Below are 19,864 nucleotides of genomic sequence, written 5' to 3' on the forward strand. Positions count from 1 at the left end.
GCCGGTCGTGCGCGGAGGTCCGCTGTTCAAAGCCGGAGGTCGTCACGGTGCGCAAGCCCAGCAGGCTGGTTTCGGTCGTCGCCATCATGTCCGTATGTCTGATGTCGCTGGTGTGGGGAGCGCCACCGGCGAGCGCGCAGCGCCGGTCGGAGATGCAAATCCTCAGCGACGCCGAGACGGACCATATCATCCGCAAGATGGCCCGGCCAATCTTCCAGGCGGCCGGCATCGATCCGGAATCGGTACAGATTCTGCTGATCAACGATCCGACGGTGAACGCCTTCGTCGCCGGCGGACAGAATATCTTCATCCACACCGGGCTGCTGCTGGACGTCGACAATGCCGACCAGCTGCTGGGCGTCATCGCCCACGAAACCGGCCACATCGCCGGCGGCCATCTGATCCGCGGGGCCGATGCGATGGACAACGCCTTCCTCACCTCGCTGCTCGGCATGGGACTGGGCATCGCCGGCGGGCTGGCGTCGCGCAATGCCGGCGCCGGGGCGGCCGGTGTCATGCTGGGCCAGCATCTGGCGGAGCGGAACCTGCTGTCCTTCTCCCGCACGCAGGAGGCGTCGGCCGACCAGGCCGGCCTGTCCTTCCTGGAGCGGTCGGGCATCTCCGCGATGGGGATGGAAACCTTCCTGGAGAAGCTGGGCGTCAATGATCCGCTGATGACCGACCGCGACGCCGGCTATCGCCTGACCCACCCGCTGACGCGCGAGCGCATCGACGCGGTGAAGGCCTTCGTCGCGCGCTCCCGCTATGCCAATGCCCAGCTGCCGGCGGCGACGGAGGCCGACCTCCAGCGCATCAAGGCCAAGCTTTACGGCTACATCGACCCGCGCGGCGCCCTCCAGCGCTACAAGGCGAACGACCCGTCTCCGGCCGCCCGCTATGGCCGCGCCTATGCCTATTTCCGCCAGGGCGACGTCAAGCAGGCGACGCCGCTGGTCGACGGTCTGATCGCCGACGAGCCGAAGAACCCCTACCTCTACGAGATGAAGGGCGACCTGATGCTGCAGACCGGCCGGGCGCCGGACGCGGTGGCCCCCTATCGGAAGGCGGTGGAGATGGCTGGTTCCGAAGCCGGAACGATCCGTGTCTCCCTCGCGCACGCGCTGCTTGAGCAGCGTGACCCCCGTCTGGCCGACGAGGCGCTGAAGAACCTCCAGATCGCGGCCAAGGGCAAGGCGCAGTCGGCCTTCCTGTGGCGGCTGACGGCGCAGGCCTGGAGCATGAAGAAGAATGACGGCATGGTCGCCTACGCCACGGCGGAGGAGGCGTTGGCGCGCGGCGACATGCCGATGGCCAAGGCACAGGCGGAACGGGCGGAAAAGCTGCTTCCGGCCGGCTCTCCCGGCTGGCTGCGGGCCCAGGACATCCGCGGCCAGACCGGTGGAGCCGACAAGGAGCCGCGCTGACCGGCAAGCTCATATGACCAAAGCGTCCTTCCAGTAACGCAACAGTCATTCAATCGTCCCGGCACCGTCATCGCCGCTTGCTATTCCGCGGACATCAAGCGCGCTCCACTCGATCAGGGCGCGCGATTCCGTCCACGGAGCACATCACATGCCGTCCGCCCGTCTGCCGTCCTGGGGTGGCACCCTGCTCGCCACCGCCGCTCTCCTGTCCGCCAGCCTGACCATTGGCGCGGCCCACGCGCAGGATCAGCAGGCCCAAAGCCCGCAGGCCAAGCGTTATACCGCCACGCTCGCCGGCCATGCCGTGCTGCCGGCCGACACGCTGGTGCAGGCGCCGGCCGATGCCGGACCGCTGTTCGCGACATCCGGCAAATTCACCAATGCCGACCGCAAACGCGTGGACGCCGTAGGCACCATCCGCGCCACTTCCTTCGCTTCCGACCCCAAGATTCCGCGCCAGACCGAGATCATGCTGCCGGTCGCGGGTCAGGCGGTGCAGGGCTTCTCCGCCGTCGTGCCCCAGCCCAATGGCGAGTTCCTGGCGCTGACCGACAACGGATTCGGCAGCAAGGTGAACTCGGTCGATGCGCTGCTGATGGTCCATCGCGTCAAGCCGGACTGGCAGAGCGGTGCCATGCAGCGGCTGGAGACCATCTTCCTGCGTGATCCCGACCGCAAGGTTCCCTTCGCCATCGTCAACGAGAACACCACCAGCCGCTATCTGACCGGTGCCGACTTCGACCCCGAATCGCTGGTGGTCCAGCCCGACCGCCTGTTCATCGGCGACGAGTTCGGCCCCTATATCCTGGAACTGAGCCGCGACGGCGTGGTGATCGCGGTGCACGAGACGGTGGTCGACGGCAAGCCGGCCCGCTCGCCCGACCATTACCGCAACAACGGCCTGCCGGCGGTACCGGGCACGGTCAGCTTCGAGGTCCGCCGTTCCCGCGGGTTCGAACCGATGGGCGTGTCGCCGGACGGCAGGACGCTGTACCCGTCGCTGGAAGGCCCGCTGTGGAACGCCGCTGCCAACGCCTTCGAGGCCAAGGACGGCCGCGCCTACACCCGCATCCTGGAGTTCGACGTCGCCAACCGCACGTACACCGGCAAGTCGTGGAAGTACAGGCTGGAAGACAACGCCAACGTCGTCGCCGACATGGCGATGATCGACGCCGGCAGCGCCCTGGTGATCGAGCGCGACGACACCACCGAAGGGGCCAGGACCCAGGCCTGCCAGGGCGAAGCCAAGCCCGACTGCTTCAACGCCCCGGCCGCCTTCAAACGCGTCTACAAGATCGACATCGCAGGGGCCGACGTCGAGGGCTTCGTCCGCAAGGTCGGCTACATCGATCTGACCGACATCGCCGATCCCGACCACAAGGCCCGCGCCGGTCAGGCCCCGGAGGGCCGGTTCGTCATGCCCCATCTCGGGCCGGAGGGGCTGAACATCGTCGATGCCGACCACATCGTCGTCGTCAACGACAACAACCTGCCCTATTCCACCGGCCGGACCATCGGCAAGGCCGACGGCGACGAGATGGCGCTGCTGTCGGTCGGCGAGTTGCTGCGCGCCCGCTGACGGCTGATCGCGCAAAGGTCCCGATCGCGCAAAGGTGAAGTCCGGACGAGCGCTTTGCACTTGTCCGGACCTGATTGTCGGTCCAGTGTGGGCGGCCTTCGGCCCAATGTCCTTCGTGTTTCGGAGACCGCCCCTCATGCGCCCCGCCCTGCCGTTCCTGCGTTCCGCCCTGCTCGCCCTGCCCGTCGCGGCGCTGGCGCTGTCCGCCACCGCCCCGGCCCATGCGCAATCGGCCAGCTTCGACACCAACCAGAAGGCGGCGATAGAGAGGATCGTCCGCGACTATCTGATGGAGCATCCGGAGGTGATCCTCCAGGCCGTCGAGGCCATGCAGGAACGCCAGAAGACCGCCGAGGCAGAACAGGCCCGCAAGGCGCTGGTGGAGAACAGGCAGGAGTTGCTCCGCAGCCCCGCCGACGTCGTCATCGGCAACCCGCAGGGCGATGTAACGGTGGTGGAGTTCTTCGACTACCAATGCGGCTACTGCAAGGCGGTGCAGGCCGACACCCAGTCGCTGATCAAGGGCGATCCCAAGCTGCGTTTCGTGCTGAAGGAATTCCCGATCCTGGGGCCGGCATCGCTGGTCGCCTCCAAGGCGGCGCTCGCCTCGCGCGGTCAGGGCAAGTACGTCGAATTCCACAATGCCCTGATGGCCCAGCGCGGCCAGCTGGACGAGGCGGTCATCATGCGGTTGGCCAAGTCGGTCGGTCTCGACACCGACCGGCTGAAGAAGGACATGGACTCGCCGGACGTGCTGAAGGTGATCGCCGCCAACCAGGCGCTGGCCGAGAAGCTGAACATCCGCGGCACCCCCGCCTTCGTCTTCGGTGACGAGCTGGTGCCCGGCGCCATCAAGCTGGACGACATGAAGCGGCTGACCGACGCCGCCCGCGCCAAGGGCTGAGGTGGATCGTTTCATGACCGGAATGACCGAGCGGGCCAAGCCGTCCATCGTTGTCTTCGATGTCGGGCAGGTGCTGATCGAATGGGATCCGCGTCATCTCTACCGCGAGCTGTTCGATGGCTATGAAGACCTGATGGAGGATTTCCTCGACCGGGTCTGCACCCCGGCCTGGAACCTGGAGCAGGATCGCGGCCGCCCTTGGAAGGACGCGGTCACCCTGCTGACCGAGGAACATCCGGACTGCGCCGAGCTGATCCGTGCCTATGACGACATGTGGGAACGCATGGTTCCCGGCCCGATCCCCGGCACCCCTGACATCCTGGCGGAGCTGAAGAGCCGCGGCGTACCCGTCTATGCCATCACCAATTTCTCGGTCGACAAATTCGAGCTGACGCGCAAGCGTTTCGACTTCCTGAACGGCTTCGACGGCATCATCGTTTCGGGTCAGGAACGGCTGGTGAAGCCTGATCCGGCGATCTATCGGCTGCTGATGGACCGTTACGGTCTCGAACCGAAGGACTGCTACTTCATCGACGACAACCCCGACAATGTCGAGGCGGCCAAGTCGGTGGGCATGTCGGCGCACCTGTTCCTGGGCGCCGAGGCTCTGCGGCGCGATCTGGAGGCGCTGGGGCTGCTGTGACGCGGTCCCCTACTCCGCCGCCGCCTCGCGGTCGGTGGCGGAGTTGAACGCGTAGGTCTTCCAGGTCGGCTCATAGCTGTCGTCAGCCTGGTTGCCCCAGACCGACCAGTTGGGCCGGGCGCCGCGGGCGAACATCTCAAGATAGGGGCCGGGGCTGCACGCCTCGATCAGTTCATACTGTTCGTCGGGCTTGCGGCTGTGCTCGCGCTTGCGGCTCTCGATCAGATTGACCTGGCTGCGGCCGGGCGGCAGCGTCCGGGCCTTCTTGCCGCGGACACCGAACAGGATCAGTTCGGTCACGTTGCGGAAGTAGAACCCCACCCCGCGTCCGTCGGACCCGCCATCCTTGCGCACCTTGTGCCAGATCAGGTTGGTCTTGTACTCGAAACCCCAGTTGCGCATCACCTGCAAGCCTTCCGGCAGCAGCGCGTTGGGCACCCAAAGATACAGATGGGCGGTCGGAGCGGCGATGTCGGCGACCGGCAGGGCGCAGATGTCCTCCACCGTCATGGTGCCGTAGCGGGACAAGCGGCGATGCTCCGGCGCCATCTTGCCGGTGCGGTTGACGAAGCGCCAGGGCGGGTCCGCCATCACGGTGGCGAAGCGCCGGTCACCAGCGAAGGCCACCAGATCCTGCGCCGGATCCGATGCCGCCGCCACCGTCTTGCTGTCGCCCATCGCTGCCTCGAAATCCTGAACAAATAGGGTACCGGGAGGGGTGCAAACTCGCACGGGGGGACAGCGCCGTCAATCCGGTCTGAACCGCCGCGGCGATGCTGCCACAGCCACCGGCGCCACGATCCCCGTCACTCCTCCTCGCCGGCCTCGGCCATGGCGCGCAGGGACGCGCGTTCGGCGACGCTGACGGTCAGCCCCTGGGTTTCCACGCCGACGGCGCGCAGCTTGGCGAGCGCCCGCGACAGGGTTTCCGGCTGCATGCCCAGGCGGCGGGCGATCAGCGCCTTGTCGAAGGGAAGCTGGAACTGCGCCGGCCCGTCGCCCGGCGGGCAGACGCGCATCAGGAAGGCGGCGACCCGCTGCGGCGCCGGTTGGACCTGAAGCTGTTCGATCTGCGTCACCAGATGGCGCAGGCGGACCGAGAGCGATCCCAGCATGCCGAACGCGATGCGGTCGTCCTCGCGCAGGCAGCGGGCGAATCCGTCAGCGGTCAGGGTCATCACGCGCGCGTCGGTTACCGCCTCCGCACAGACCGGGAACTTGCCGTCGGCGAACATGGCGGCCTCGGCAAAACTCTCCGCCGGGCCGATGACATGCACGACCGCCTCCGTTCCGTCGCGGGTCAGGCGGTAAAGCTTCACCCAGCCATCGAGCAGCACGAAGAAACGGTCGGCCGGCTCGTCCTGGAGAAACAGCGTGGTGCCGCGTGACACCGGCCGCACGATGGCGACGCCGCCGAGCAGTGACACCGCACGGTCGGTCAGCTTGGCGAACAGCGGGATTGCGCGCAGTGCGGCAGCGTCTTCCGACGACAGATTCGAATGCGACAGGTTCGAATGGTTGACGGTCATGACAGCTTCGCCTCCCCGTTCGCCGACGGAATTGGTGTTGCCAAGGGTGCCGGTTGCGGGGGCGCCATCCCGGTGCCGCGCAGCAGCATCCAGGCGTTGACGACGATCCCGGTCAGGTCCGAGATCATCCCCGGCACCGATCCCACCAGACTGTTGTGCACGAACCAGCAGGGCAAAGCCACCAGCATGGTGCCGCGAAATCGCGCAACCTGTGTTTGGTAGCGGGCAAGGCTGATCAGTGCCATTCCCGCCGCGGCGAAGGCCGACGGCAGACCGGTCCATGTGAGCGCCATCACAACGGCGATCACCGGCAGAATCAGCAGATAGGCGATTCGGAAAGCCGCCCGGCCGCCGACCGCCAGCGCCGCCAAAACCTGAATCGCCGCAAGTCCGTTCAGCGCCGCCGCAGTCGGGGCGTCGACCAGGGCGAAATGCAGGGCAAAACACAAGCAGGGCACAAGCTGCACCAGCAGCATGGCGGTTCGACTGTGGAAGAAGGGCCAGAGCATGCCGCCGATCGTGCCGCAAAAACCGAGCAGCTGCGCCACCGACCATCCACCATCCTCAACCGCCTGAAGCAGGTCGGTCAGCAGCTCGCTCATGCCGGATCGCGCCTTACGACAGCTTGGAACAGCGGGTTAAACAACGGGAGGCCGGTCTGAAACAGCGCCAGCCGCCCCGGAGGGCGGCGCCAAAGAGCAGACGGAGAAAGAAGGAAGAAAGAGCGGAAGACACACGCAACGAACAGCCGGGCCATACTGGAGCCACGGCCGGATCACTCACGAGCCAGGACCGCAAATGCAGCAGAACAAAAGACAGGAACGCACGGCGCGCCCCCTGTGAAGGGGGGCACCGTGCGTTGAAAGTCCGGACTCTCACCGGGAAATCCGGGGCCGATTCGGCCCGGGATTTCGTCAGGCTTTTCAGCCAAGCGGAGCCGGCCGGTACGGCGCGCGTCCGGAGAGGACGAACGCCGTGCGGCCGAGGCCCGGGTAACCCGGAGCCTTACAGGTACTCGACCTTGCCCGCTTCCGGACCCTTCTGGCCCTGGCGAACGGTGACGCGCACCTGATCGCCTTCCTGAAGGGTCTGCATGCCCGAACGGCGCAGCACGTTGACATGGACGAAGACGTCCTTGCCACCGGTGCTGGGCGTGATGAAGCCAAAGCCCTTGTCGGCATTGAACCACTTCACGGTGCCGTCGACCTCTTCGCCACCGGCGCCGCCGGCATCGTAGCCGCCGCGGTCATAGCCGCCACGGTCGAAGCCACCGGTCGTCCGCGGACGGGCCGAACGCTGAGCGGTCGACGTATCGACCGTGTGGATGGAGGCCACCTGCGGACCCTTCGGCCCACGGGCCAGATCACAGGTGATGGTGGTGCCTTCGTCCAGCGCGTCGTAGCCGGCGGCCTGAACCGCGGAGACGTGCAGGAAGGCATCGGGCGAACCGTCCTCAGGCGACACGAAGCCGAACCCCTTGGTGGGGTTGAACCACTTCACGGTGGCGGTAACGTTGGACTTGGTGATCTCGGGAGCGCGGAAGCCCTGGCGGGGCGGGCGATCGAACATGTGTCTTCAAGCTCATAGAGTGTGCCGAATGTCTTTTGTCACAGGGATCCGGTCCCAGGTCAAGCCTTCCAAAGGAAAGATGGCCGAATCGCCGCTAATTGCCCCACCCCAGGCTCACGCTTGTCGGTCCCCTCCTGGCGATATCAGGCGGAAGCGGCACCGAAGTGCCGCCCTGCCTGCCGGTTCCGGCACCCCTGTACCGCGCCCCTTGATGCGACTCGGAAGGTTTTGCACGCGCTCCGTGCGCCGCCGGTTCAGGCCGCCGACTGGTTCAACGTGGGATAGTCGGTGTAGCCGTGACGGTCCCCGCCATAGAAGGTCTTCTGGTCCGGTTCGGCCAGCGGAGCATCGATGCGCAGCCGCTCCACCAGATCGGGGTTGGCGATGAAGGGTCGGCCAAAGGCGATCATGTCGGCATGGCCGCTGGCCGCCGCCTGGATCGCCATCGCGCGGTCATAAACGTTGTTGGCCATGTAACGGCCCTTGTAGAGCCCGCGCAGTTCGGCGAGATCGCCGCCGAATCCGGGATGCGGGCCGCGGGTCACGCCCTCGATCATATGCAGATAGGCGAGGCCATAGTCGTTCAGGCGGCGGATCACCGGGCTGAAAGTGCCGACCGGGTCGCTTTCCCGGGCGTCGTTGGCCGGGCTGAGCGGCGACAGGCGGATGCCGACGCGGTCGGCCCCGGCTTCCGCCACCACGGCATCCAGCACCTCGAACAGGAAGCGGGCACGATTCTCCACCGAACCGCCATAGGCGTCGGTCCGCCTGTTGGTGCCGTCGCGCAGGAACTGGTCGATCAGATAGCCGTTGGCGGCGTGCACCTCCACCATGTCGAAGCCGGCGGCCAGCGCATTCCGGGTGGCGCGGCGGTAATCCTCGACGATGCCCGGAAGCTCTTCCACGTCGAGCGCCCGCGGAGTCGGGATGTCCTTGAAGCCATCGACGGTGAAGGCCTTCATCTCCGGCCTGACCGCGGAGGGCGCCACCGGCAGGGCGCCGCCGGGCTGCAGATCGGGGTGGGAGATGCGGCCGACATGCCAGAGTTGGAGGCACATGTGCCCGCCCTTGGCATGCACGGCATCGGTGACCAGCCTCCAGCCCGCCACCTGTGCGTCGCTGTGGATGCCGGGGGTATAGGCATAGCCCTTGCCCTGCGGCGAGATCTGCGTCGCCTCGGCGATGATCAGGCCGGCGCTGGCGCGCTGGGCATAATAGTCGGCGTTCATCGCGGTCGGCACGCCGGTGGCGTTGTCGGTGCGGCTGCGGGTCAGCGGCGCCATGGCGATGCGGTTGGGCAGGGTGTAGCGCCCGATCGTCACCGGCTGGAACAGGGGGGCCGCGTCCTGGCTGTCCGTCATGTCCGATCCATTCTGATGGTTGGGAACTGGACAGGAAAGAGTGGCCCGCCACAAGCGCCCGGCAAGGCTTCGCCGCACCGCAGCAACCCAACGGGCGGCATGGCTGCCATACCGTGCCGGGCCTCCCGGAGGGACCTTTCGCGGGCTCCGGCGGTTATTCCCGGCACAACCCTCCACCGGAAAACGGGACCGTCGATGCAGCACGCGCCGATTCAGCACCCTTGGCCCGAGCGCCTCTGGATCGTCCGCCATGGGGAGAGCGCCGGGAACGTCGCCCGCGACGCCGCGCATGCCGCCGGGCTCGGCCGGATCGACATTGCCGAGCGCGACGTGGATGTTCCGCTCAGCCCGCTGGGCGAGCGGCAGTCCGACGCGCTCGGCCGCTGGTTCGCCGCCATGCCGGCGGTGGAACGGCCGGACGTGGTGCTGACCTCGCCCTACCGGCGGGCGATGCGCACGGCGGAGCGGCTGCACCAGTCCGGCGGGCTGCCCGTCCATCCCAACGACTTCGTCATCGACGAGCGGCTGCGCGAGAAGGAGTTCGGCGTGCTCGACCGGCTGACCACCGCCGGCATCCGCCGGGAATTCCCCGAACAGGCCGAATTCCGCCGCCTGCTGGGCAAATTCTATCACCGCCCGCCGGGGGGCGAGAGCTGGTGCGACGTGATCCTGCGGCTGCGCAGCGCGCTCGACACCGTCAGCCTGCATCATGGTGGCCGGCGGGTGCTGATCGTCGGACATCAGGTGGTGGTGCTGTGCCTGCGCTATCTGCTGGAGAGCCTGACGGAGGAGGAGATCCTCGCCATCGACGCGGCCGGCGACGTCGCCAACTGCTCCATCACCGAGTACCGCTTCGACGCCCAGGCCGGGCCACGGGGCGGGCTGCTGCTGCACCGCTACAACGTCGTCGCCCCGCTGGAGGAGGCCGGCGCCCCGGTCACCGCCGAGCCGGATGCGGCGGTTGCAGCCCGCTGAGGAGACGCGATTGGACGCCCCCATAGACGAGATCCCCGTCACAGCCGGGCTCCTGCGCGGCATGCCCCTGCCCCAGCCGGACGGCGACGGCGACAAGGAAACCCGCGGCCGTGTGCTGGTGGTGGCGGGCAGCGTTCCGGTTCCGGGCGGCGCCCTGCTGGCCGGGATCGGCGTGTTGCGGGCCGGGGCCGGCAAGCTGCAGATCGCCACCGCCGCCAGCATCGCGCCCCATCTGGGTCTGGCTCTGCCGGAAGCCCTGGTCATCGGACTTCCCGAAACCGCCGACGGTGGAATCGCTCCGGAGGCGGCCGAGACGCTGGTCGGGCGCGCCTTACGCTGCGACACCGTGCTGATCGGCCCTGGCATGATGGATGAGGCGGCCGCCGCGGAACTGACCGCGGCGCTGTTGACCCGTCTGGAAACTGACGAGAACGGGCCGCGATTCGTGCTGGACGCCGGTGCATTGGCCGGGCTGGGGCGCGACCCGGCGCCGCTGCACCGGCATGACGGCCGCATGGTCGTCACCCCCCATGCCGGCGAGATGGCCGGGCTGCTCGGCTGCTCGCGCGACCGGGTGGAGGCCGACCCGCTGGGCTGCGCCCGGGCGGCGGCGGCGGTGCTGAAGGCGGTGGTGGCGCTCAAGGGGGGATGCACCCGCATCGTCGCCCCCGATGGCCGCGCCTGGGCCTACCGCGGCGGGACGGTGGGGCTGGCAACCTCCGGTTCCGGCGACACGCTGGCGGGCATCGTCGCCGGCCTGCTGGCCCGCGGCGCCAGTCCGGAACAGGCCGCCATCTGGGGCGTCTTCCTGCATGGCGAGGCCGGCAACCGCCTGAGTCGCCGCATCGGCCCGCTGGGTTTCCTTGCACGCGAATTGCTTGCGGAGATCCCGGCGGTAATGGCGACGCTGGCCAGCGAATCGGACATCGAGCCGGATTGCCGCTGAGCCTTACCGCACCGGGGCGCCGACGCTGGCTGGAGCCGGAGCCGGCGGCAGGGCCGGGGTGGCCGGGGGCGTGGTGCGACGCGGTTGCGACGGCGCCACATCGGCCGCCAGCGCGGCGTCACGGTCGCGGCAGCGGTCGACAACCTTCTGGCCGCAGGCGACGAAGCCCAGATCCTTGTTCAGGCAGATCCGCACCTCCGACACGTCGCGGCGGGAGCAGACGACCGCCACCCCTTCCGCCGTCAGGCCGGGATTGGCATCCAGGAACAGCCGCTCCACCTGGGTCGCCTGCACGGTCGGGCCGGGGGACTTCAGCTGCTCCGGGATCGCCACCTTGGATGCCGCACCGCGCAGCTTGGCGAAATAGTCGGTGGCGTTCAGGCCGGAGCAGGTCCCGTGCTTGCGCCATTCATGCATCATCAGCCCGACGCTGGGCATCACCGACATGGTCTGGTCCACCACCGCCTTCGGCAGGTTGCGGTCGCGGGTGCAGGTGGCCGGATAGCTGCCGTCATTGTATTGCGGCCACAGGCCGTGGACGACGAAGCCGAGCTTCCGGTCACCGCACTGGTCAGGATCGGGGCCGTTCCTGTCGCGGGCGCAATAGGTCGGCGTCCAGGACAGCGACAGGATGTAATAGTCGAAGTTGCCCGGCTCCGCCCGCCTCTGCGCCCAGGAGGGGCTTGCGGCGAACAGTCCAGCAACCAGAACGGACAGGATGACGGCAGCAGCGCTTCTCATGACGGTCTTCCCCAGGGATATGCTTCCCTGCGTTGCATACCATGGAAGGATGTTTGTGTCGCGGGGTCTCGACACCGGCACCACCCGGTCAAATCTCTGTCTGCCGAAGGTTTGCGCGTTCCGTCCCGCCAGAGGGTATAGTGACCGGCATGTTCACCCTGTCCGCCCCGCTTCTGCTGCGCGCCTATGCCGCCGGCATCTTCCCGATGGCCGAGAGCGCCGAATCGCGTGAGCTTCACTGGTTCGACCCGGAACGGCGCGGCATCCTGCCGCTGGATGGTTTCCATGTGGCGCGCAGCCTGCGCAAGACGCTACGCCGCTGCCCGTTCGAGCTGCGGTTCGACAGCGCCTTCCGCGCGGTGATCGAAGGCTGCGCCGAAGCGACGGAGGATCGGCCGAAGACCTGGATCAACGACGACATCGTCCGCCTCTACGGCGACCTGTTCGACACCGGATTCGCCCACAGCGTGGAATGCTGGCGCGACGGCCGGCTGGTGGGCGGGCTGTACGGGGTGGCGATCGGCGGTGCCTATTTCGGCGAGAGCATGTTCAGCCGCGAGACCGGGGCCAGCAAGGTGGCGCTGGTCCACTTGGTCGCCCGCCTGCGCGCCGCCGGCTTCGCCCTGCTCGACACCCAGTTCGTGACCGAGCATCTGAGCCGGTTCGGCGCCATCGAGATCCCGCGCACCGAGTATCGCCGGCGTCTTGCCGCCGCGATGGAGCGCAAGACCGACTTCCGCGGTGTCGACCAGCAGGCGGCGCTGGCCGACCTGCTGGAGTCGGCCGGCATGCCACCCTCCTAGCCGGAAGCGTCGCCCCGCCCTCCCCCTCTACCACGCCCGATCCGTTGTGCGTTGCAACGGGGGCGGCCATCCTCCGCGCATCCACCGCCATGGCTGGAAGGCGCCCATGCGCTTTTGGAACAAGTCCTCGGTTCTGCCCACCCTGACCATCATCCTGGCAGGCCTCCTGATCGGCGCACCGCTGCTGGTGCTGAACGGTTTCCCGCTGACCTTCGACGACACGCCGGGTTATCTGGAGCCGGCCTTCAACATCCTGCACCGCGCAGCCCAGCCGGCCTGGACGCCGCCGCCGGATCTGTCGCCGCACGGTCCCTCCTCGGCCAACATCTTCTTCCTGCGACCCTTCGGCTACATGCTGTTCCTGCTGCCCTTCGCCAGCGGCTGGGGCGTGTGGCTGATCCCGCTGGGCCAGGGGATTCTGGCGGCGGCGGTCCTGCGGGCGGCCCTGACCGCGGCAGGGGTGCCGGAGCGGCCCGGACTGTTCCTCGGCATCGCCGCGCTGCTGGGACTGACGACCAGCCTGTCGCTGCACGCCGCGACGATCATGCCGGACTTCCTCACCGGGCTGGTGATCCTGCTTGTTTATGTCGTCGTCATGCGTGGGCCGGCACTGACCATCCCGCAGCGGCTGCTGACCGTTGCGGCGCTCACCGGCATGATCGTCTCCCATCTCAGCCATCTGGCGATCCTGGGCGGGATGATCGTCCTGCTCGGGCTCTGGGCGCTGTGGCAGGACCGCGCGATGCTGCGGTCGCTGGCCTGGGGGGTGCTGCTGCCGATGGCGCTGGGGGGCGGGTTGCTGGCCGCCTCCAACCTGCTGACCGCCGGCCGGCCGGTGCTGTCCGAAAGTTCCCCCGTCTTCCTGCTGGCCCGGCTGATCGGCGATGGTCCGGCGCGCGACTATCTGACCGAGGCCTGCCGCAGCCGCGATTACCTGCTGTGCGGCAGCCTGGATACGCTGGACCGCAGCGCGCCCGGCTACGTCACCTCCGACTATTTTCTCTGGCATCCCGACGGCGCCCGCCGCCGCTTCGGCGACCAGCCACGCTTCGTGGCCGAGGCGGCGGAGATCGCCCACAACACCATCGCCAGCCACCCGGCCGCGGTCGCCGAACATGGGCTGGCGAATGCCGCCGGCCAATTCGTCGAGATCCAGCCGGACGACACGCTGAACGATCCGGTCAAGCCGCTGACCCGCCGTCTGTTCAGCCGCTTTCCCCCACCGGTCTATGCCGCCTTCGACCAATCGCTGCAGACGCAGGGGCGCTTCCCCCGCGATGGGCTGGCGCTGGTCCAGGATCTGTCGCTGTCGCTCGGCGTGCTGGGGCTCGCCACGCTCGGGCTGGGGCGCTGGCGGCGGGTCGACGGGCGGGTTCGGATGCTGCTTCTGGTGATCGGGCTGGGGCTGACGCTGAACGCCATCGCCACCGGCGGGTTGTCGGCCGTCCATGACCGCTATCAGAACCGCGTGATCTGGCTGGTGCCCTTCGCAGCCCTGGTTCTCCTGGCGTCGGCCCGCAGCCGCGACGCAAGCCGCGACGTCCTGGCAGCCGACCGGGAAAATCAGGCGACGGGATGGAACAGGCCGCCACGCATGGGCGCCGGCACCCCGGTGGTCGCCGGCAAGCTGAGCGGCAGACCAAGCCTGCTGCGCACGGCGAGATAGCCGAAGGCCTGCGCCTCCAGCGCGTCGCCATCCCAGCCGACGAGGTCCGCCGGTTCGACCGGAACGCCCAGCCGGTCGGCCAGCATCGCCATCAGCGTGGCGTTGTGCCGACCGCCGCCGCAGACCAACCAGCGCACCGGCGGCGAAGGCAGGTGTGAGACGACACGGGCGACCGACTCGGCAGTGAAGGCTGTCAGGGTGGCGGCCCCGTCCTGCGGGGACAAGGCCGCCACCGGCGCCGGATCGAAGGCGTCACGGTCCAGCGACTTGGGCGCCGGACGGCCGAAATAGGGATGGGCCATCAGAGTGGCCAGAGCCGCAGCGTCCACCCGGCCCGCCGCCGCCAGCGCCCCGCCGGCATCGAAACGGCCGAGCCCATGGCGCAGCACCCAATCGTCGATCAACGCATTGCCTGGCCCGGTGTCGCAGGCGACCACCTCGGCCTCCCCCTTCGCCGCCTCGGGTCCGATCCAGCTGACATTGGCGACGCCGCCGATGTTGAGGACGGCGAGCGGACGAGGCAGCCCATGGGCCAGCGCCCGGTGGAACAGCGGAACCAGCGGCGCCCCCTGCCCGCCCGCGCACACATCGGCACTGCGGAAATCATCGACCACGGCGATGCCGGTCGCGGCGGCCAGCCGGGCACCGTCGCCGATCTGGCGGGTGATCCGCCGATCCGGGTCATGGTGGATGGTGTGGCCGTGGAAACCGATCAGTTCAACCTCTGCGGCAGCGACGCCGGCCTTGTCGAGCAGGCGGTGCACCGCATCGGCATGGGCGTCGGTCAGGTCACGCTCGACCTCCGCCACCGGACCGTCGCGGTCCGACCTGCCCAGACCGGTTTGGCCGAGACAGCCACGAAGACGGGCACGGAAGCCGTCGTCATAGGGGATGGTCAGGAAGTCCAGCGCCTCCACCCGGTCGCGGCCATCGGTGCGCAGCAGGGCGGCGTCGATGCCGTCCATCGACGTGCCGCTCATCAGGCCGACGACCGTGCGCAGCCCTTCCTTCGCTTCCATCATCCGTTCCGCATCCCCTGTGACGATGCGGGGCAGTCTAGCTCAGCTGATCCAGAGCTGCAGCATCAGCCGCTCGCGGCTGGCCGGCGGGGTGGCGCGGTGGTAGCAGGACGTGTCCTCGATGAAGCCGGTGCCGGCCGGCCCCTCCACCACCAGGATGCGGTCGCGGGCGAAGTGGGTGAACAGCTGCTCGTCGCTGGCGTTGGCCGATCCCATCAGCATGCGCAGCGACTTGCCGTGATGGCTGCCGCGGACCAGCGCATGCTCCCCGGCGCCCGGCCCGACATCGGTCAGGTAGAACTGGGCCGAGCAGAAATGGAAGTCGTGGACGTCGAAATGCCAGTCGATGGTCTGGCCCAGCTGGCGGCGCTCGTCGTCGGTGGCGTCGGTGACGAAGCTCCAGAACAGGCGCGGAATGATCTTGGTGGCGGGGAAGCCGAGGAAAGCCCCGGCACACTCCATCAGCAGCGGGTCGCGGCAGACCCGTCGTACCGCCGGGCAGTCCAGCGGATCGGGGACGATGCCCATCACCGCAGGCGACCCATCCTCCAGCCGGCCGTTGCGGACAGTGTGGCGATAGAACATGCGGTCGTCGCGCAACCGCCGCTGCAACGGGGAGTGGGTGGCGAACTCCACCATCTCCTCCACCATCGACCAGGGCAGGTCGAAACCGAGCGCGATGGAATCGCGCCGCAGATCGGCCAGCGCGCGGTCCACGGTCTGACCGGCGAACAGGGTGGCCGGCAGCGGAGGCAGGGCGATGGGCGGGCCGGCCGGCGCCCGCTGGCGCGACCGCGGAGACAGGCGGCGCAGGGCACTGTAGCCGCGCCGCACCGATTCGAACCGGCCCAGCGCATAGTGAAGCTCTCCGGCGACGAGGCGCCGGGCAATGTTCGCAACGTTCATGGCGTGTGCATCCCTGGGGGCAGCCGAAGGACCAAAACCGCGGTGGGTTGCGCGGCCTCTGGTGCCGGAATGCACGAAGTGTAGGCAGGTTTGGGGCGTTTCTAAAAATACCCTTGTGGCGTACGCCCACACGCCGGGGGAATAGCCGGGCAGGCAGAGCGTCCTTCCCCTACGGTCCATGCCGGGAGAAAAAGGCGCCCTGCCCTCCCGCTTAAGATTAGAGCGCCTGCACGGCCTTCAGCACGGCGGCGACATGGCCGGTGACCTTCACCTTGCGCCAGACGTTGCGCACCACGCCATCCTTGTCGATCAGGAAGGTGGCGCGGTCGATGCCCATGTACTTGCGGCCGTACATGCTCTTCTCGACCCAGGTACCGTAAGCTTCGCAGACGGCGCCGTCGGTGTCCGAGGCCAGGGTGAAGGTCAGCTCATGCTTCGCCTTGAACTTGTCATGGCTTGCGACGCTGTCCTTGGAGACGCCGATCACCACCGCATCGATGGCGGAGAAGTCGGGCAGCTGGTCGCGGAAGCCGCAGGCCTCCGACGTGCAGCCCGACGTGTCGTCCTTCGGGTAGAAATACAGAACCACCGGCTTGCCGCGCAGGGCCGACAGCGTGACGCTGCCCCCGCCGTCGGTCGGCATGGTGAAATCCGGGGCGGGCGTTCCGACGTCTACGGTCATGGCTGCTTGACTATCCTTCTTCTTGCCGGCTGGGGAAACGAGTCCTCAAGCCGGAGGCGTGGTGGTGGGTGGGGCCAGACGGCTCGCCGGTTCCTCGACCAGGGCCTTGAAATGACCATGGGCGCGGGCGGCGACGGCACGGATTCTGTGGTCCAGTTCGGGGAAGTCAACAGCGCCAGGCTCACGCTCGCCCTGAAAGTCGGCAGGAAAGGCGGCGCGGACCAGCCCGGCCAGCAGGCTGGGCGACACCTGGTTGGGGTCGAGCACCCCGGCGGTGGTCAGCCGCAGGAAGCCCTGCACCCGCCGCCAAAGCCGCAGCGTCGATTCCAGCTCTTCCGCCACGTCCCCAGTCAGCGCCCCCGTCCGGGCGGCGCATCCCAGCGCCTTGGCGGTGCCGATATGCAGGATGTCCGGCCTCTCATGGCCGAAGCGCAGTTGCAGGTACTGGGCGATGAACTCGATGTCGATCAGGCCGCCGCGGGCGTATTTGACGTCCCAGACATTGGTGGTCCCGAACTCCTTCTCGATCCGACGCCGCATGTCGGCGACGTCCCACAGCAGCCGGTCGGCATCGCGCGGCGCGGTCAGCACCGACCGGATCGCCGCCGACACCCGCCCGGCCAGCTCGGGATCGCCGCCGATAACCCGGGCCCGGGTCAGGGCCATGTGCTCCCAGGTCCAGGCGTCGGTGGCCTGATACTTGACGAAGGCATCCAGCGAGGTGGCGAGCGGCCCGGCATTGCCCGACGGGCGCAGCCGCATGTCCACTTCGTAAAGCCGCCCGTCGCCCATCGGCGCGGTGATGGCGTTGGTCAGGCGCTGGGTCAGCTTGATGTAATACTCGTTGGGCGACAGCGGTTTGGCGCCATCCGAAAGGCGCGGCCTATCGCCCGGCGCCACGTCGTAGATGACGATCAGATCGATGTCCGACGTGATGGTCAGCTGCCGGCTGCCAAGCTTGCCCATCGCCACCACCACCCAGGCGCCGCCGGGAATATGGCCATGGCGCTGGGCGAATTCCTCCTCCACCCGGCGGGCGAGGTCGGGGACGACGATGTCGGCCAGATCGGCCAGGAAGGCGCCGCAGCGGTCGCCGTCGGTGATGCCGCGCAGGATATGCACCCCGGCGCGGAAGCGCTGGTCGTTGGTCCAGCGCCGCGACAGGGTCAGCGCGTCCTCGAAATCGCGGGCCGCCGCCATCACGCGGGCATGGTCGTCGGCCAGCCCGTCATCCCGGCCCGGCAGCGGATCGAAGAAGTCCGGCGACAGCACGGCGTCGAGCAGCGACGGGTTGCGCGACAGGGTGTGCGCCATCTGCGGCGCGATGCCCATGATCTCCGCCACCAGCTCCAGCAGCCAGGGATTGGCGACGAACAGCGAGAACAGCCCGACGCCGGCCGGCAGCTTGCCGAGGAAATCGTCGAAGTTCATCAGCGCCGAATCGGGCGCCGGCGTCTTGGCCAGCGCGCTCAGCAGGGCCGGCGTCAGTTCCGTGAGCAGTTCCCGCGCGCGGCCCGACCGGGTGGCGCGGTAGCGGCCGCGATGCCAGGCCGACACCACGCTGATGACGCGGGCCGGATCGGCGAAGCCCATGCCTGTCAGCGTCTCCACCGTTCCGGGATCGGGGTCGGTTCCGGTGAAGACCAGATTGCCGGGGCCGGAGAGCGACGGCGCCTCCTCGAACAGTTCGGCATAGCGGTCCTCGACCTGCCCCAGCGTCGCCAGCAGCTCCGCCCGGAAGGCGGCGGGGTCGTCATAGCCGAGGAAGGTCGCCAGATGCGCAACCCCGGCATCGTCGGCGGGAATACGGTGGGTCTGCTGGTCGTCGATCATCTGGATCCGATGTTCGACACGGCGCAGGAAATGATAGGCCCCGGCAAGCTCCTCCACCGTCTGCGGCGGCACCCGGCCGACGTCGCGCAGCGCCTCGTTCGCCATCAGGGTCGGGGCGATGCGCACGCGCGGGTCGCGCCCGCCGAAGATCAGCTGCTGGGTCTGGGCGAAGAACTCGATCTCCCGGATGCCGCCGCGGCCGACCTTGATGTCATGGCCGTTGACCGTCACCTCGCGGTGGCCCTTGTGGGCGTTGATCTGGCGCTTGATCGAATGGATGTCCTGGATGGCGGCGAAATCCAGGTTGCGGCGCCAGACGAAGGGCTCCAGGAAGCGCAGGAAGGAGGCCCCCGCTTCCGGATCGCCGGCGATGGGGCGGGCCTTGATCATGGCCGCGCGCTCCCAGTTCTGGCCGACGCTGCCGTAATAAATTTCGGCCGCGGAGACGGAAACCGCCAGCGGCGTGGCGCCCGGATCCGGCCTAAGCCGAAGGTCGGTACGGAAGACGTAGCCGTCCTTGGTCCGTTCATCCATAATGCGGACAAGATCGCGTGCGAGCCTGATGAAGGTTCGCGCGAGGTTGTCCGGCTGGGGCGTCTGCACAACAGCGTCGTCGTACAGGACGATCAGGTCGATGTCGCTGGAATAGTTGAGTTCGCGCCCGCCAAGCTTACCCATGCCCAAAACGATCAGGCCCGAACCGACCCACGGTCGCTGCGGATCCGGCAGCGTCAGCGTCCCCGCCTCTCCGGCGCGGCGCAGCAGGAAATTCGCGGCCAGCTGGACCCCCGTCTCCGCCAGCTCCGACAGGGCGCCGGTGACGCGGAACAGCGGCCACGCCCCGGCGATGTCGGCCAGCGCGATCAGCAGCGCCGCCCGCCGCTTCGCCACCCGCAGGCCGGCCATCAGCCGGTCCATCGACGTCTCCTCGCCGTGCTCGGCATGGAGCGAGGCGATCAGCGCGGCAAAGGTGGCATCGAAACCGTCCCGCACCGTCCGCGCGACGAAGGGCAGCTCCCGCGTCAGGCTGTGGCCGAGATACGGGCTGTTGCCGCACACCGCCTCGATCAGCGCCCGGCCCGCTCCCGAATCGGCGAAGGCCTCCGCCCAGGCGCGGGCCTCCGGCTCGGCCGCGGCAGCCTGCTGGCGCCAGCGCTCCATCCCCAGCGCCGCCTGCGCGCTGTCGAAGGGCTTCGGCAAAGGGCCTGAGAACGCGATGGGGCCGGGGGCGGGGCTGGACATGTCGGCGATCTTTCCTGCTCAAAACATGAGCAGAAAGCTGCA

18 protein-coding genes are annotated in these 19,864 nt (G+C 68.4%); 8 read left to right on the top strand and 10 right to left on the bottom strand.

The features are described from left to right. Positions 1-47 precede the first annotated feature (47 nt). From E6C72_RS01820 to E6C72_RS01835, 4 genes are all read left to right on the top strand, one after another. Positions 48-1,424, top strand: coding sequence for a M48 family metalloprotease (locus E6C72_RS01820; RefSeq protein WP_247875959.1), 1,377 nt, complete (start codon positions 48-50; stop codon positions 1,422-1,424). A gap of 148 nt (positions 1,425-1,572) precedes the next feature. Next, a complete protein-coding gene (locus E6C72_RS01825) occupies positions 1,573-3,003 on the top strand; it encodes an esterase-like activity of phytase family protein (protein ID WP_109443121.1) in 1,431 nt (476 codons plus the stop codon). 136 nt (positions 3,004-3,139) lie between these two features. After that, entirely contained in the window at positions 3,140-3,907 is a 768-nt protein-coding gene (locus E6C72_RS01830) for a DsbA family protein (protein ID WP_109443122.1), read from the top strand. 13 nt (positions 3,908-3,920) lie between these two features. Next, positions 3,921-4,550, top strand: coding sequence for an HAD family phosphatase (locus tag E6C72_RS01835; protein WP_247875960.1), 630 nt, complete (start codon positions 3,921-3,923; stop codon positions 4,548-4,550). A 9-nt stretch (positions 4,551-4,559) separates the two neighbouring features. On the opposite strand, the gene E6C72_RS01840 is transcribed toward E6C72_RS01835, so the two are convergent. The 5 genes from E6C72_RS01840 to E6C72_RS01860 all read right to left on the bottom strand — a co-directional run bounded on the left by E6C72_RS01840 (position 4,560) and on the right by E6C72_RS01860 (position 9,009). After that, positions 4,560-5,228 carry an MT-A70 family methyltransferase gene (locus E6C72_RS01840; RefSeq protein ID WP_109443123.1) on the bottom strand — a complete coding sequence of 223 codons (669 nt, stop codon included), beginning with the start codon at positions 5,226-5,228 and terminating at the stop codon, positions 4,560-4,562. A 128-nt stretch (positions 5,229-5,356) separates the two neighbouring features. Further along, positions 5,357-6,079 (bottom strand): Crp/Fnr family transcriptional regulator, encoded by a 723-nt coding sequence (locus tag E6C72_RS01845; RefSeq protein ID WP_247875961.1) that lies wholly within the window; start codon positions 6,077-6,079, stop codon positions 5,357-5,359. Then, a complete protein-coding gene (locus tag E6C72_RS01850) occupies positions 6,076-6,627 on the bottom strand; it encodes a YgjV family protein (protein ID WP_247882069.1) in 552 nt (183 codons plus the stop codon). The genes E6C72_RS01845 and E6C72_RS01850 overlap by 4 nt, the downstream gene beginning before the upstream one ends. 457 nt (positions 6,628-7,084) lie before the next feature. Continuing rightward, positions 7,085-7,648, bottom strand: coding sequence for a cold-shock protein (locus E6C72_RS32595; RefSeq protein WP_042695755.1), 564 nt, complete (start codon positions 7,646-7,648; stop codon positions 7,085-7,087). Positions 7,649-7,902: 254 nt separating this feature from the next. Further along, complete coding sequence (locus E6C72_RS01860; RefSeq protein ID WP_109443125.1) at positions 7,903-9,009, bottom strand: alkene reductase; 1,107 nt, start codon at positions 9,007-9,009, stop codon at positions 7,903-7,905. A 195-nt stretch (positions 9,010-9,204) separates the two neighbouring features. Between E6C72_RS01860 and E6C72_RS01865 the strand changes: the two genes are divergently transcribed. Next, on the top strand, positions 9,205-9,984 hold the full coding sequence (locus E6C72_RS01865) for a histidine phosphatase family protein (protein WP_247875962.1): 780 nt from the start codon (positions 9,205-9,207) through the stop codon (positions 9,982-9,984). 10 nt (positions 9,985-9,994) lie between these two features. Further along, positions 9,995-10,930: an NAD(P)H-hydrate dehydratase gene (locus E6C72_RS01870; protein ID WP_247875963.1), complete on the top strand. Its 936-nt coding sequence runs from the start codon at positions 9,995-9,997 to the stop codon at positions 10,928-10,930. Between the two features lie 3 nt (positions 10,931-10,933). On the opposite strand, the gene E6C72_RS01875 is transcribed toward E6C72_RS01870, so the two are convergent. Further along, entirely contained in the window at positions 10,934-11,671 is a 738-nt protein-coding gene (locus E6C72_RS01875) for a ribonuclease T2 (RefSeq protein ID WP_109443127.1), read from the bottom strand. A gap of 149 nt (positions 11,672-11,820) precedes the next feature. Here E6C72_RS01875 and aat point away from each other — a divergent pair, with 149 nt between their 5' ends. Then, a complete protein-coding gene (gene aat / locus E6C72_RS01880) occupies positions 11,821-12,474 on the top strand; it encodes a leucyl/phenylalanyl-tRNA--protein transferase (protein ID WP_109443277.1) in 654 nt (217 codons plus the stop codon). Between the two features lie 106 nt (positions 12,475-12,580). Then, on the top strand, positions 12,581-14,140 hold the full coding sequence (locus E6C72_RS01885; RefSeq protein WP_109443128.1) for a hypothetical protein: 1,560 nt from the start codon (positions 12,581-12,583) through the stop codon (positions 14,138-14,140). Here E6C72_RS01885 and E6C72_RS01890 read toward each other — a convergent pair. The 4 genes from E6C72_RS01890 to E6C72_RS01905 form a co-directional block, all read right to left on the bottom strand. Next, positions 14,038-15,162 (bottom strand): anhydro-N-acetylmuramic acid kinase, encoded by a 1,125-nt coding sequence (locus E6C72_RS01890; protein WP_109443129.1) that lies wholly within the window; start codon positions 15,160-15,162, stop codon positions 14,038-14,040. The two genes, E6C72_RS01885 and E6C72_RS01890, sit on opposite strands and share 103 nt — an antisense overlap. A 39-nt stretch (positions 15,163-15,201) precedes the next feature. Continuing rightward, a complete protein-coding gene (locus tag E6C72_RS01895; protein WP_109443130.1) occupies positions 15,202-16,065 on the bottom strand; it encodes a hypothetical protein in 864 nt (287 codons plus the stop codon). Positions 16,066-16,282: 217 nt separating this feature from the next. Beyond that, on the bottom strand, positions 16,283-16,747 hold the full coding sequence (bcp, locus tag E6C72_RS01900; protein WP_042695749.1) for a thioredoxin-dependent thiol peroxidase: 465 nt from the start codon (positions 16,745-16,747) through the stop codon (positions 16,283-16,285). 45 nt (positions 16,748-16,792) lie between these two features. Further along, complete coding sequence (locus E6C72_RS01905) at positions 16,793-19,822, bottom strand: bifunctional [glutamine synthetase] adenylyltransferase/[glutamine synthetase]-adenylyl-L-tyrosine phosphorylase (RefSeq protein WP_109443131.1); 3,030 nt, start codon at positions 19,820-19,822, stop codon at positions 16,793-16,795. Between the last annotated feature and the right edge of the window lie 42 nt (positions 19,823-19,864).

This window comes from Azospirillum sp. TSH100, from assembly GCF_004923295.1.
Classification (GTDB): domain Bacteria; phylum Pseudomonadota; class Alphaproteobacteria; order Azospirillales; family Azospirillaceae; genus Azospirillum.